This window comes from Pseudomonas sp. ARP3, assembly GCF_001029595.1.
GTDB lineage: Bacteria > Pseudomonadota > Gammaproteobacteria > Pseudomonadales > Pseudomonadaceae > Aquipseudomonas > Aquipseudomonas rhodesiae.
In genome coordinates, this window is record NZ_LEKF01000002.1 from 366,201 (window position 1) to 380,504 (window position 14,304).

Consider the following 14,304-nt stretch of genomic DNA (forward strand, 5'->3'; position numbering starts at 1 on the left):
TATGCGTTTTGCCCTGATCATCGCCGTGCTGTGCAGCCTGGCAGGCGTCGCCCATGCGACGCCTGCCAGCCAGACACACAAAGCCTACCTGACCCTCATCATCGACGACCTCGGGCAGAACCTGCCCAGGGATCGTCGCGTGCTGGCCCTGCCCGGCCCCGTGACCACCGCGATCATGCCCGACACGCCCCACGCCGCCGAATTCGCCCGCGAAGCGCACAAGGCCGGCAAGATCGTGATCCTGCACATGCCCATGGACCCGGCCACGGGCCCGTTCGCCTGGCACCCGGAGCTACCGATCGAAGAACTCGGCAAACGCTTGGAGGCTGCGTTCGACGCTGTGCCGTTTACCGCTGGCATCAATAACCACATGGGCAGCCGCATGACCGCCCAACCGCAGGCCATGGCCTGGTTGATGGGTGAATTGCAACGGCGCCACAAGTTCTTCGTCGACAGTCGCACCAGCGCACAAACCGTGGCCGCCGCCGAAGCACAGAAAATCGGCCTGGCCAGTGTCTCGCGGGATGTGTTTCTCGACGACGAACGCACCGAAGCGGCCATCACCACGCAGTTGCAAACCGCGATCAAGCTCGCCCACAAACAGGGCTCGGCGGTGATGATCGGCCACCCTTATCCACAAACCCTGGCGGTGCTGGAACGTGAGCTGCCCAAGCTCAAGGCTCAGGGCGTCGAGTGGATCGATATCAAGTCGATGATCAGCGTGCGTAGCAACCGTGCGATGGCAGGCCACGGTCGAGACGGCACTTACCGGCCGGCCCCTAGATAACTACAGCTCGTCGCGCTTCCCGGTCCTGAATAGTGAACCCTCCGTTCACTCTTCAAGGGCATTTCATGAACACCATCAGCGTGGTTATTTCGGGGCTGCTGCTCGGTAGCCTCAGCGGCTTGCTGTATGCCGCACCCAAGGATTTCGGCGAAGGCCTGGTCAACCACCACTCAGCCCGTTTGCTGAGCAATGCACAGCATCAGCACGATCATTGGAGCGGCGTGGGTCGCATCAGAAACGAAAACCAAACCCTCTGCACCGCCAGCCTACTGGACACTCGCAGCGCCGAAGGCATATCCGGACCGGCCTATGTGCTGACCAGCAGCCACTGCCTGCATCGCCTCAACGGCGCCGTGCAGCGGGATCTGCCGATCAAGGGCAATATCAGCTTCAATTACTTTGACGACACCCTCGAAACCATCAAGACCTTTCCCCTCAAAACCTTGAAATGGGGCAGCAGCCAAGGTGTGGACTTGGCGATCATTGAGTTGCAGGCGTCACTGGCCGATTTAATTAAAGCCGGCATCACCCCGCTGAAGCTGGCCAGCCAAGTCCCGGCTACGGGGGATGACATTCTCGCCTTGGCTGCGCCGGAATGGGACACCTTGCATCTATCCGCTTGCAGTCAACAGGTCTCACAGGAATTGGTGGAGCAACCGTTCGTATGGCGCGTCACCATGAAGAACCAATGCAAGAACATCGGCCTCGGCGGTTTCGGCGGGCCCTTGCTCGATCGCGCCACCAATACCCTGTTCGGCGTCCTTAGCACCAGCACCGCCGGCCAGCCCGAGGAGCGCAAATGCCAACGCGACGCCCCCTGTGAAATCCAGAATGGCATGCCCCTCTGGCACCCGGATACCAACTACGGCAGCCCGGTGACCTTTCTGAATGCGTGTTTCGTCGATGGCATGCTCAAGGCCGACGACGAACACTGCGAGCTATACCCGACCACGTCCATTACGTTCAGGAACCCTGAGCCTATCCAGCAATACTTCCTGAAAAAAACCGGCAGCCGACAGCAGAACATCGTGCCGCGGTGGAACCTGGCGTTCACCGTCAACACACCGTTCTATCGATACAAAACCACTCGCCGCGCGATTGATTGCGAAAATCCGGTGTCCTACAGCGCGCCCATCAGCGCGGCAGACGCCTTAGTGAAGGATCCCATCGGACCGCAAACCGGCATGCACATGTTGTGTATCGTCGGTGTGAGTTCCGCCGATCAGCGGACCACCCATGGCATGATGAGAAACGCCCTGACCCTGGCGGTAGAACTAGCCGAACCTGGACCGGCACGCACACCCAACCTGACAATTAGCTTGGATAAACAAGGTTCGGCGGCCTACACGGTTATCTGGAACCTGGCCCCTCCCTTTATGAGTCGCTACACCTACAAATATGGTCCGGCCGCCACCACCGATTGCCTGCGGCCTGTTGATTACTACAACATCCCTGAACCCGTTCCGGCTGAAGACGATGACATCATCGATCTGTTCTACGCCCCCAATGACGCTGCCGATGGTTCTCAGGAAAAGTACGCTCAGCTCATCAATGCCTGGAGCACGCCGTACAAGATCTGCACCTATGCGTTTGACCAGGCGGATCAGCCGTCGACCCTGCGCGTGGACCTGCTCAAGCCGCGCTAATCACCCAACCACAAAACGGGTAAGGCAATCTCCAAGTGGAACAACAAAGGCCAACACCGCAGGCAGGTGTAGCTAGAGGTAACGCCCCATGATCTCGCTGACCACGCCGTCTTTGCGCAACTGATCCAGTGCAGCTTGCAGCTTGGCGACGACGTCATCGGGCACGTTTTTATTCAAGGCCAGGTACAGCTGAGCACTGTTGAAACGCAGCACTGTCTTGAGCCCTGTCACCCCCACCTGACGCGCCAGGTAGCGCCCGGCCGGATCACCGGTGGCCCACAGGTCGATCTGGCCCTCCAGCAGTTTTTGCGCATTGTCTTGATCCCGTAGCACCACTACGGGGTTGAGACCTTGCTTCTCCAGGGTCTCGGCAATGGCATCGCCTTTGTAGGCACCGATCTTGTAGCGCCGGGCCTGCCCCAGTTCATCGAGCTGAATCTTGCTGTCTGCCTTTGCCAGTAGCACCCAATCATCGGGGCCGATGGGGCCGACCCATTTGAACAGCGCTTCGCGGTCCGGCAGACGCGCCATCACGAACACACCGTAACCAGGATTTTCCAGGGCGAGTTTATAGATCCGCTCCCAAGGAAAACGCAGGGTGAGGTTGTAGGAAATGCCCGCGCGCTTGAAGGTCTCGCGCACGATGTCCACGGCGATGCCTTCGATGTTCTCGTCCTTGGCGAAGTTCTTGCCGTTTTTCGCCATGTTGTAAGGCGGGAAATTTTCCGTGAGCAGCACCAGGGAGGTGCCAGGCGCCTCTTCGGCGTAGGCCGAACCGGCCAACAGGGCGCAAGTACTGGCGAGGGTGAGCAGCAGGTGTTTGAACATGAAGGTTACCGAAATCCATGGCAAGCGCAGAGAGTGCCGCGCGCCTGCCATGGTGTCCAGCAACGTTTAGCGGACGACGATACCGCGTGCCGCCATGTAGGCTTTGGCCTCAGGGACAGTGTATTCGCCGAAGTGGAAAATACTCGCCGCAAGCACCGCGCTGGCGTGGCCTTCGATGACGCCATCGGCCAGGTGTTGCAGGTTGCCGACACCGCCGGAGGCGATCACCGGAATGCCCAGCGCGTCACTGATGGCACGGGTCACGCCCAGGTCGAAGCCGTTTTTCATGCCGTCCTGATCCATGCTGGTCAACAGGATTTCACCGGCGCCCAGGCCTTCCATTTTCATCGCCCACTCCACCGCGTCGAGCCCGGTGGGCTTGCGGCCGCCGTGGGTGAAGATCTCCCAGCGCGGGGTTTCGCCCGGGCCGGAAACTTTCTTGGCGTCGATGGCCACCACGATGCATTGCGAGCCGAAGTGCTGCGCGGCTTCGCCGACGAATTCCGGGTTGAACACCGCCGCGGTATTGATCGACACCTTGTCCGCGCCGGCATTGAGCAGGTTGCGGATGTCTTGCACGGTGCGCACGCCGCCGCCCACGGTCAGCGGGATAAACACCTGGCTGGCCATGCGTTCGACGGTGTGCAGGGTGGTGTCGCGGCCGTCGACGCTGGCGGTGATATCGAGAAAAGTAATCTCGTCGGCACCTTGCTCATCGTAGCGACGGGCGATTTCCACCGGGTCGCCGGCGTCACGGATGTTCTCGAACTTGACGCCCTTGACCACGCGACCGTTGTCGACGTCCAGGCAAGGGATGATGCGCTTGGCTAAAGCCATGGGCTTATCTCCAATAAGAGTTGCAAGCTTTGAGCTATAAGCTGCAAGTAGAAGCAGATCTGCTTTTACTTGCAGCTTGCAGCTTACGACTTGGAGCTGGCCGCGTAGCTATCACAAAAAGCCTGAGCTTCAGCCACGTCCAGCGTGCCCTCATAGATCGCACGGCCGGTGATCGCGCCGATGATGCCGGGGGCCTTGGCGTCCAGCAGCGACTTGATATCGCCCAGGTTGTGAATGCCGCCCGAAGCGATCACCGGGATGCGCGTGGCCGCAGCCAATGCGGCGGTGAACGGCACATTGCAGCCCTGCATCATGCCGTCTTTGGCGATGTCGGTGTAGACGATGGCGGACACGCCATCGGCTTCGAACTGCTTGGCCAGGTCGATCACCTGCACGGTGCTGATTTCCGCCCAGCCGTCGGTGGCGACGAAACCGTCCTTGGCATCCAGGCCCACGATCACTTTGCCGGGAAACGCACGGCAGGCTTCGGCAACGAAGGCCGGGTCTTTCACGGCCTTGGTGCCGATGATCACGTAGCTCACGCCGGCTTTGACGTAATGCTCGATGGTTTCCAGGGAGCGGATGCCGCCGCCGATCTGGATCGGCAGGTTCGGGTAGCGCTTGGCGATCGCGGTGACCACTTCACCATTGACCGGCTGGCCCTCGAAGGCGCCGTTCAGGTCCACCAGATGCAGACGACGGCAGCCCCCTTCCACCCATTTGGCAGCCATGCTGACCGGGTCATCGGAGAACACGGTGGAGTCTTCCATGCGGCCTTGACGCAGACGTACGCAGGCGCCGTCCTTGAGATCGATAGCGGGGATAATTAGCATGCTTTTCCTTCGTCAAAGAGCTGCAAGCTGCAAGCTATAAGCTGCAAGCAAGCACGCGTATCAATTCTTGCAGCCTGGGCTTGAAGCTTTCAGCTGCTCTTTTCAAGCGACCACAGGTCACTTTCGATGCTTTCGAACCTTTCTTTAAGGAGCGTCTGCGTATCGAAAATCGCCCTGTTGTAATAGTGCGGTGCCACTTCGTCAGTGAACAACTCAAGGATCTCGGCGACCTCGAACGAGCCCAACTTGAGCTCGAAGCGATCCTCCATGAAGCGCTTGATCTTGACGGTAGCCTCACTCTCCTGCTCGGGAGTGAGGGTCAAGATCGGCGGCTTCGGCTTCCTGGCCATTTACCAGCGTCCATCCCAGGCGGCGAAGTTCTGCAGCAATTGCAGGCCATGGGTATGGCTTTTCTCCGGGTGAAACTGCACGGCAAAACGCGAGCCTTCGGCCAGCGCCGCAGCGAAGTCGACGCCGTAGTGCCCGCCACCCACCACCTGACGCGGGTTACCCGCGGCAATGTAGTAGCTATGCACGAAGTAAAAGCGCGCCATGTCGGGGATGTCGTGCCACAGCGGATGGTCCACGGTCTGGCTGACTTGGTTCCAGCCCATGTGCGGGACCTTGAGATGGGCACCGTCTTCGTGCAGGTCTTTGCCGAAGAACTTCACCTGGCCAGGAAACAGACCGATGCAGTCGACGCCGTCGTTCTCTTCGCTGCGTTCGAGCAAGGCTTGCATGCCCACACAGATGCCTAGGAACGGCCGGTCCTGGCTGACTTCGCGCACCAGGCTGTCAAAGCCCAGGCGACGGATCTCGGCCATGCAATCGCGAATCGCACCGACGCCTGGGAACACCACCCGGTCGGCCTCGCGAATAACTTTGGCATCGCTGGTGATCAGCACCTTGCCGGCACCTACATGTTCGAGGGCCTTGGCCACCGAGTGCAGGTTACCCATGCCGTAATCGATAACCGCGACCGTCTGCATTACAGAACGCCCTTGGTCGATGGCATTTGCCCAGCCATGCGCTCGTCCAGCTCCACGGCCATGCGCAGGGCGCGGCCGAAGGCCTTGAACACGGTTTCGATCTGGTGGTGGGTGTTGGTGCCGCGCAGGTTGTCGATGTGCAGGCTGACCAGGGCGTGGTTGACGAAACCCTGGAAGAATTCCTGGAACAGGTCGACGTCGAAGCCACCTACGGTGGCGCGGGTGTAGGGCACGTGCATCTGCAGGCCCGGGCGGCCGGAGAAGTCGATGACCACGCGCGACAGCGCTTCGTCCAGCGGCACATAGGCATGGCCGTAGCGACGGATACCTTTCTTATCGCCGATGGCCTTGGCAAACGCCTGGCCGAGGGTGATGCCGACGTCTTCCACGGTGTGGTGGTCGTCGATGTGCAGGTCGCCCTTGCAGACGATATCCAGGTCGATCAGCCCGTGACGGGCGATCTGGTCCAGCATGTGCTCAAGAAAAGGTACACCGATATCAAATCGGGCCTTTCCGGTGCCATCCAGGTTGATCGAGGCTTTGATCTGGGTTTCCAGAGTGTCGCGCTCGACGGACGCCATACGTTCGGCCATCACCAGCTCCGCAAAATCATTGGGCGAAAAAGGCAGCCATTATAGGGGCGCGGGCGCTAAACAGAAACATCGAAGGGGATAAGACTGATGGAGTGTCTGTGTTAGACATGTGCAGACAAGCGGGCGCCCCAGAATGGGGCACTGAAGGGATATCTTTTGATGGGAATGTGGGAGCTGGCTGCCTGCGATGCAACTACCTGGGGCCATTCAACTGACCGCAGTGATGCCATCGCGGGCGAGCCCGGCTCCCACAGGAACCGAGCCCCCTCATAAAGGTGTCAGTGGAACAGTACTGCGGTCTTCTGCAGGGTCACCCACACACCCCACGCCAGCGGAATACCTACCACCAGCCACGCAGCGATAGCCAATGGCTTGCTACCGGCAGACGCCTTCCACTCCAGGGAAGTGCTGGCATCAGCACCTTTGTCATGGCCCAGCGCCTGTTCGGCGGCCAGTTCGGCGTCGGTCATGAAGTACTTGTCGGCCACAGGGCGCACCAGCAGGTTGCAGATAAAGCCCAGTACCAGCAGGCCGGCGAGAATGTACAAGGTGATGTCATAGGCCGCGGCGCGCTCGACGCCGATGCTCAGTTGATATTCACGCAGGTAGTTCACCAGCACCGGGCCGAGCACACCGGCCGCCGCCCAGGCGGTCAGCAGACGACCGTGGATCGCGCCGACCATTTGGGTGCCGAACAAGTCGGCCAGGTATGCCGGCACGGTGGCAAAACCACCGCCGTACATCGATAGGATGATGCAGAACGCCGCCACGAACAGCGATACGTTGCCCAGATGCCCCAGGTTCGGGATCAGCGCGTACAGGGCGAAACCCAGAGCGAAGAACACGAAGTAGGTGTTTTTACGGCCCAGGTAGTCGGAAAACGACGCCCAGAAGAACCGGCCACCAATGTTGAACAGGCTCAACAGACCGGTGAAGCCCGCAGCGATGGCCGCGATGGACGCCAGTTGCCCGGCATCCAGCTGACCGAAGGGCACATCCACGCCCAGCAGCTTGCCGCCGAACACTTCCTGCAGCAGCGGCGATGCCATGCCGAGGATGCCGATACCTGCCGAAACGTTCAGGCACAGCACCAGCCACACCAGACGAAATTGCGGGGTCTTCCACGCCACGTTCACGTGTACGTGACGGTGGGTGATCATCGCGTTGCTGGCTTTTTTCGCCGGCGCGGTCCAGCCCTCAGGCTTCCAACCGGTCGGCGGAACGCGGTAGGACAGCGCGCCACCGATCATGAACACGAAATAGATCGCAGCCATCACCAGGAAGCTTTGCCAAACGCCCACGCTGGTGGGCGAAGCGAAATGGCCCATCAATGCCGCAGCCAGCGGCGCACCGACCATCGCGCCGCCGCCGAAGCCCATGATCGCCATGCCGGTGGCCATGCCGCGCTTGTCCGGGAACCACTTGATCAAGGTCGAGACGGGCGAGATATACCCCAGGCCCAGGCCGATACCGCCGATGACGCCGGAACCGATCCACATCAACCAGATCTGGTGGGTATAAATCCCCAACGCCGAGATCAGCAGGCCGCCGCACCAGCACAGCGCCGATACCACACCAGCCTTGCGCGGTCCGGCGTGCTCAAGCCAGCCGCCCCAGATCGCTGCCGAGCAGCCCAGGAAGATAAAGAACAGGGTGTAGATCCAGCCCAGCATCGAGATAGGCCAGTCGCATTGAGACGAGAAGACTTGGGCGATGAAACTCATGTCCGGCGCGCAGGCAACCGGTGCGGTGATACCCAGCGCCTTAGACAGCGGCAGCCAGAACACCGAAAAACCGTAGGCCATGCCGATGCACAGGTGAATGGCCAGGGCGGCCGGCGGGACCAGCCAGCGGTTGAACCCGGGCTTGGCGATAATGCGCTCCTTGGACAGGAACGCAGGCTGTGCGGCTGTAGAAGCGGCCGCAGTGCGAGTGCTCATTAGTGTTTCCCCCAGTTATTGGTATGCGTCCGTCAGGCGCGCTTCCCCCATCGGCCTTGCACGCAAAGCGTGGCCGTTTTATTGAGTGAAACTCCATTTTGGCGCGACGATACGTCGCAGAAGGCAGACGAACGCGCAGAGATTAGCATCTAAAAGCGCGACAAAAACCAAAATGCCATCACCTTTTTAAGGAATTTCGGTTTGTTTGACGTCAAAAACCTGTTCTTGCGGCCATGGATACAATGTAACGATCGATGAACTGACGCAGGCCGTCGGGCGTTATACTCTTCGGCTAATTTTTGAAATCGACATACAAGGACTCGCCCATGAAAGCGTTCGGCAAAATCCTGGGTCTGGTACTTCTCGGGCTGTTGCTGATCATTGTGGCTCTCGGCTTTGCCCTGACCCACCTCTTCGATCCCAACGACTACAAAGAAGAGATTCGCCAGATTGCCCGCGACAAGGCCCACATCGAGCTGACGCTCAATGGCGACATCGGCTGGAGCCTGTTCCCCTGGCTTGGCCTGGAACTGCACGAAGCCAGCGTGGCGACCCTGACCAACCCGACCCAACCGTTCGCCGACCTGCAGATGCTTGGCCTGTCGGTGCGCGTGCTGCCGCTGCTGCGCCGCGAAGTACAGATGAGCGATGTGCGCGTCGAAGGCTTGAACCTGCGCCTGAACCGCGACAAGCAGGGCCACGGCAACTGGGAAGACATCGGCAAGAACGTCCCCGACCCCGCCGAGGCTACCGCCAGTGCGCCCACGCCAGCGCAGCCAACTGCTGAGGTCAAACCGGAAAAACCGGCCCAACCCATCCGCCTGGACATCGACAGCCTGACCATCAACAACGCCCGGGTCGAATACAACGACGAGCAGACCGGCAAGCAGTTCAGCGCCGAAAGCATCCAGTTGAGCGCCGGCGCCATTCATGAAGGCGCCAGCATCCCGGTCAAGCTCACCGCATTCTTCGGCAGCAACCAGCCAGTGATGCGCCTCAAGACCGAACTGACGGGCAACCTGCGCATCCAGCGCGCCCTCAAGCGCTACCAGTTCGAAGACATGCGTATCAGCGGCGAAGCCACCGGCGAACCGCTGCAAGGCAAGACCGTGACCTTCTCCACCCAAGGCCAACTGCTGGTGGATCAAGCGGCCAACATCGCCGAATGGACCAATTTGAAACTGTCGGCCAACCAGCTGCGCGCGCTGGGCGAATTGAAAGTCAACGATCTGGATAAGACTCCACAGCTCAGCGGCGCGTTGTCGATCGCTCAGTTTGACCTGGCCAAGTTCCTCGACAGCGTGGGCAACCCGCTGCCGCCGATGGCCGAAGGCAGCCTGAGCAAAGTCGAACTGGTCAGCCGCCTCAAGGGCACGCCCACCAGCCTGGCCTTGGAAGACCTGAACCTGAAACTCGACGGCAGCACCTTCACCGGTCGCGTCGCCGTGGACGACTTCGCCAAGCAGTCGCTGCGTGTCCAACTCAAGGGCGACACCTTCAACGCCGACAATTACCTGCCGGCCAAATCCGAATCCGCCAAAGGCGCCAGCGCCGAACGCCAGGCCGAAGTCCAGAACAGCGAAGCCGGCGCGATGGCCGCCGGCGGCACCACACCACTGCCGGAGGCTCCGACCAAAGGCGCCTGGAGCACCGACAAATTGCTGCCGCTGACGCGCCTGCGCACCCTCGACGTCAATGCCGACCTCGCCTTCGGCCAACTGACCCTGAGCAAGCTGCCGATCCAGAATGCAGTGCTCAAAGCATCCGGCATCGATGGCCAGCTCAAGCTCGAAACCTTGAGTGGCGGGCTCTATAACGGCTCCTTCCAGGCCAACGGCAATCTGGATGTACGCCAGGACATTCCGGTACTGGCGCTGCAAAGCCGCATCAAGCAAGTGCCTGTCGAACGCATCCTGCAAGCCCAGGGGCAAACGCCGCCGGTCAAAGGCCAGGTGACGCTCGACAGCAACCTCACCGGTCGCGGCAACAGCCAGAAAGCCCTGATCGACAGCCTCAACGGTACCGCCAGCTTTGTGATCAACAACGGCGTGCTGCTCAACGCCAACCTTGAACAGCAACTGTGCACCGGCATCGCCTTGCTCAATCGCAAGACCTTGAGCGGCGAGCAACGCGGCAAGGACACGCCTTTCCAGGAGCTCAAAGGCAACCTGACCTTCCGTAATGGCGTGGCCAACAATCCGGACCTGAAAGTGCGCATCCCGGGCCTGACGGTCAATGGCAACGGCGATGTTGACCTGCGGGTGCTGGGCATGGATTACCGCGTGGGCATCATTGTCGAAGGCGACCAGCGCGAAGTGCCGGACCCGGCCTGCGAGGTGGGTGCCAACTTCCAGGGCATCGAAGTACCGCTGCGCTGCCGTGGCCCGCTGGAGCTGGGCGCCAAGGCGTGTCGCCTGGACAAGGACGGCCTCGGTCAGGTCGCTATCAAGGCCGCCGGCAACCGTCTCAACGAGAAGCTCGAAGAGAAACTCGACAAGGTCAACCCGCAACTCAAAGACGCGCTCAAAGGCCTGTTCAAACGATGAGAGACGAGCAGTTTTCAACGGCGGTGCTGGATTGGTACGACCGCCACGGTCGCCATGACCTGCCTTGGCAACAGGGCATAACACCCTACCGGGTGTGGGTCTCGGAGATCATGTTGCAGCAGACCCAGGTGAGCACCGTGCTCAATTACTTCGACCGGTTCATGGCGTCCCTGCCAACGGTCGAAGCCCTGGCCGCCGCACCGGAAGACGAGGTGCTACACCTGTGGACCGGCCTGGGTTACTACACCCGCGCACGCAACCTGCAAAAAACCGCGAAAATCGTGGTCGCCGAGTACGGCGGCGAGTTTCCGCGGAGCGTGGAAAAACTCACCGAGCTACCCGGCATCGGCCTGTCCACTGCCGGAGCGATCGCCAGCCTGAGCATGGGCCTGCGTGCACCGATCCTCGACGGCAACGTCAAGCGCGTGCTGGCACGGTTTACCGCGCAAGAGGGCTACCCAGGCGAACCCAAGGTGGCCAAGCAACTGTGGGCCACCGCCGAACGCTTCACGCCCCATGATCGGGTCAACGCCTACACCCAGGCCATGATGGACATGGGCGCCACCCTCTGCACCCGCAGCAAACCCAGCTGCCTGTTGTGCCCGCTGGAAAAAAGCTGCGAAGCACACATGCTTGGCCTGGAGACGCGCTACCCGATCCCGAAACCGCGTAAGAGCATTCCGCAGAAGCGTACGTTGATGCCGATGCTGGCCAATGCCGAGGGCGCGATTCTGCTTTACCGTCGCCCGTCCACCGGCCTGTGGGGCGGCCTGTGGAGCCTGCCGGAACTGGACGAGCTGCAAGACCTTGAACACCTCGCCCATCAGCATGCCCTTGAGCTGGGCACGCAACAGGAACTGCCGGGGCTGATCCACACCTTCAGCCACTTCCAACTGGCCATCGAACCCTGGCTGGTCCAAGTGCAGGAATCCGCCCATCACGTGGCCGAGGCCGACTGGCTCTGGTATAACCTCGCCACCCCGCCGCGCCTGGGCCTCGCCGCCCCGGTGAAAAAACTGCTCAAACGCGCGGCCGATGTATTGAACGCAGGAGAGTCGTCATGACCCGCACCGTAATGTGCCGCAAGTACAAAGAACAATTGCCCGCCCTGGAACGCCCTCCGTATCCGGGCGCCAAGGGCCAGGACATCTACGAAAACGTCTCCGCCAAGGCCTGGGCCGATTGGCAGAAGCACCAGACCCTGCTGATCAACGAAAAACGCCTGAACATGATGAACGCCGAAGACCGCAAATACCTGCAAGGCGAAATGGACAAGTTCTTTTCCGGCGAGGATTACGCCAAGGCCGAAGGCTACGTACCACCTGCTCAATAACTGATCAAAAACCGGGGTCGGAACGTAAGCGACGGTAATAATTAAATATTTTTTGAAAACTTGCTTGACGACCCCCTGAAAAACCCGTTTAATGCGCCCCGTTGCCCAGATAGCTCAGTCGGTAGAGCAGGGGATTGAAAATCCCCGTGTCGGCGGTTCGATTCCGTCTCTGGGCACCACTCATTAGTTTCAGGTGGTGCACATATCATCTGAAACACATAAGAAACCCGCCTAGTGCGGGTTTTTTATTGCCTGGGATTTGACGCCCCCAGGCCTGTTCGAAGCAACGAACCGTTCCATTAGCCCCACTCCTTCGAGGCTTTCCCGCGAGACAAAAAACTCACCTCACTCCAGCAAAAACACCATCAGCGGATTGTCATTCAACCGCCCATTGAACGCCGGAGCCAGATGCTCCAACGGTGTTTGCTTCAACAGCGCGGTTTCCTTGCGCGCTACGATCACCCAGGCCGGACGCGGTAACGTGGCCAGGCGCTGTACTTGATCACGACCGACGAACAGCGGCTGTTCATCGTGATCCAGGTTCATCATGTAGCGCACCGCCCAGGTGTCCCGCCCCAGATTGACGAACACCAACGGCCCCGGCCGCGCGGCACGCAGCGCCTCGACCTGGCCGACAAAATGGCGTGTATCGAATTGCAGATCTTTAGCCGGCTCCACCACGCTCACCAGCAGCAACCATTGCCCCAGCAACGCAATCAGACTGAGCCACACCAGGCGCCGCGGCCGACGCCAGCTGATCAGCGCGGCCACTTGCATCACCAGCAGCGCGCCGATCAGCAACGGCAATGAGACGTCTGGCCAGTAGCCGTGCTTCTGCCATGTGTGTCGACACACAAACACCACAACCACACACAAGGTCGGCAGCGCCGCGACAAGCACCTCATAGCAGCGGCGCACGCCGATCAGCCAGCCTTGCGCCTGGAGCAGCCCGTAGGCGGCGACAGCGGCGAACATCGGTACCATCGGCAGGATGTAATACGCCCGCTTGAAGTGCGGCACCGACAACCCGAGCAGGATCATCAAACCACAGGCGCCCAATCGCACCACGAGCTGCATATCATCATTCGCCCAGCGCGCAGACCAGCGATGACGCAACGCAAACAACGTTGCCAGCGCCAGGGGCACCACGGGGAAGTAGCGGTACAAACTCAACTGGAAGTAGAAATAGAACGGCTCGCCGCTTTCATCCAGGCGCCCGCCCACCTGCATTCTAAATACCTCGGCGGCAAACCCATCGCCACCGCTCAAGCGTGCGAGCTCCATCAGCAACCACCAGCACGCCGCCAGCAGTATCAACCCGATAACCCCATGGACAAGCACCTGCCTGACCCGCTCGCCCGGCTTTCCCAACGCCCAATACACGCACACCACACCGCAGACCTCGATCAACCCCAGCGGCCCGCGTATCGCAAAGCCCAGCACGAATAGTGGGAAGACCGCCAGTTGCCTGAATCGTGAACCCAAGCGCTCCCCCGTGTGCAGCAGATAGAAACTACCTACACACAGCAACGCCACCATCTGATCCAGACATACCGAACGGGACTTTTCGAGCAATTGAGTGGTGAGCAATGTCAGCAGCACGCTGAGCAGCGCCCACTGGCGGCTTGACGGAGCCAGCAAGCGATAGATCAAGGCCACGACCCCAGCAGAAGCCAGCGCCGTGGGCATTACATTGGCCAAGTGATTGGGCGCGCCGAACAGACGGGCAAACAGGTAACTGAAGAAGGTCGCGGTGCCAGGATAGTCCGCGTAAGGCTGGCCGTACGTCGTAGGAAAAAGACTGGCGCCGTGGCGATACATTTCTTGCAGGAACAGCGCCCAGCGCCCGTCAAATCCCTGCGGCTGCTGGTCCCAGATGCCCAGCGTAAACAGCATCAGGGCGAACAAAAAAATGCCCAGGGACTCCAGGCGAAAGCGGTTGCGGTGGTCCATCGTTTGACCTGTCAGGTAG

General features: G+C 60.5%; 13 protein-coding genes and 1 tRNA gene. 6 read left to right on the plus strand and 8 right to left on the minus strand.

Going from position 1 to position 14,304, the window contains the following annotated elements; translation table 11 throughout:
- The first annotated feature begins 1 nt into the window (after position 1).
- A complete protein-coding gene (locus tag ABX75_RS03450) occupies positions 2-787 on the plus strand; it encodes a divergent polysaccharide deacetylase family protein (RefSeq protein WP_034095440.1) in 786 nt (261 codons plus the stop codon).
- Between the two features lie 65 nt (positions 788-852).
- Complete coding sequence (locus ABX75_RS03455; RefSeq protein WP_047881458.1) at positions 853-2,433, plus strand: trypsin-like peptidase domain-containing protein; 1,581 nt, start codon at positions 853-855, stop codon at positions 2,431-2,433.
- Between the two features lie 72 nt (positions 2,434-2,505).
- Here ABX75_RS03455 and ABX75_RS03460 read toward each other — a convergent pair whose 3' ends face one another.
- The 7 genes from ABX75_RS03460 to ABX75_RS03490 form a co-directional block, all read right to left on the minus strand.
- A complete protein-coding gene (locus ABX75_RS03460) occupies positions 2,506-3,261 on the minus strand; it encodes an ABC transporter substrate-binding protein (protein ID WP_034095438.1) in 756 nt (251 codons plus the stop codon).
- A 66-nt stretch (positions 3,262-3,327) separates the two neighbouring features.
- Positions 3,328-4,098: an imidazole glycerol phosphate synthase subunit HisF gene (gene hisF, locus ABX75_RS03465; RefSeq protein WP_003171107.1), complete on the minus strand. Its 771-nt coding sequence runs from the start codon at positions 4,096-4,098 to the stop codon at positions 3,328-3,330.
- 83 nt (positions 4,099-4,181) lie between these two features.
- Positions 4,182-4,931 carry a 1-(5-phosphoribosyl)-5-[(5-phosphoribosylamino)methylideneamino]imidazole-4-carboxamide isomerase gene (gene hisA, locus ABX75_RS03470; protein ID WP_034095437.1) on the minus strand — a complete coding sequence of 250 codons (750 nt, stop codon included), beginning with the start codon at positions 4,929-4,931 and terminating at the stop codon, positions 4,182-4,184.
- An 89-nt stretch (positions 4,932-5,020) separates the two neighbouring features.
- Positions 5,021-5,281: a DUF2164 domain-containing protein gene (locus ABX75_RS03475; RefSeq protein ID WP_047881459.1), complete on the minus strand. Its 261-nt coding sequence runs from the start codon at positions 5,279-5,281 to the stop codon at positions 5,021-5,023.
- A complete protein-coding gene (gene hisH / locus ABX75_RS03480) occupies positions 5,282-5,920 on the minus strand; it encodes an imidazole glycerol phosphate synthase subunit HisH (RefSeq protein ID WP_034095435.1) in 639 nt (212 codons plus the stop codon).
- A complete protein-coding gene (gene hisB / locus ABX75_RS03485) occupies positions 5,920-6,513 on the minus strand; it encodes an imidazoleglycerol-phosphate dehydratase HisB (RefSeq protein WP_034095434.1) in 594 nt (197 codons plus the stop codon). Before hisB ends, hisH begins: the two co-directional genes overlap by 1 nt.
- A 278-nt stretch (positions 6,514-6,791) precedes the next feature.
- Complete coding sequence (locus ABX75_RS03490) at positions 6,792-8,453, minus strand: OFA family MFS transporter (protein ID WP_034095433.1); 1,662 nt, start codon at positions 8,451-8,453, stop codon at positions 6,792-6,794.
- Between the two features lie 326 nt (positions 8,454-8,779).
- Here ABX75_RS03490 and ABX75_RS03495 point away from each other — a divergent pair, with 326 nt between their 5' ends.
- From ABX75_RS03495 to ABX75_RS03510, 4 genes are all read left to right on the plus strand, one after another.
- Positions 8,780-10,999: an AsmA family protein gene (locus ABX75_RS03495; protein ID WP_047881460.1), complete on the plus strand. Its 2,220-nt coding sequence runs from the start codon at positions 8,780-8,782 to the stop codon at positions 10,997-10,999.
- Positions 10,996-12,063, plus strand: a complete 1,068-nt coding sequence (gene mutY / locus ABX75_RS03500) for an A/G-specific adenine glycosylase (protein ID WP_034095431.1) — start codon at positions 10,996-10,998, stop codon at positions 12,061-12,063. The genes ABX75_RS03495 and mutY overlap by 4 nt, the downstream gene beginning before the upstream one ends.
- Entirely contained in the window at positions 12,060-12,332 is a 273-nt protein-coding gene (locus ABX75_RS03505; protein WP_034095430.1) for an oxidative damage protection protein, read from the plus strand. The genes mutY and ABX75_RS03505 overlap by 4 nt, the downstream gene beginning before the upstream one ends.
- Positions 12,333-12,435: 103 nt before the next feature.
- A tRNA-Phe gene (locus ABX75_RS03510) sits at positions 12,436-12,511 on the plus strand.
- A gap of 166 nt (positions 12,512-12,677) precedes the next feature.
- Here the strand turns inward: ABX75_RS03510 and ABX75_RS03515 are convergent.
- Positions 12,678-14,285 carry a glycosyltransferase family 39 protein gene (locus tag ABX75_RS03515; RefSeq protein WP_047881461.1) on the minus strand — a complete coding sequence of 536 codons (1,608 nt, stop codon included), beginning with the start codon at positions 14,283-14,285 and terminating at the stop codon, positions 12,678-12,680.
- Positions 14,286-14,304 lie beyond the last annotated feature (19 nt).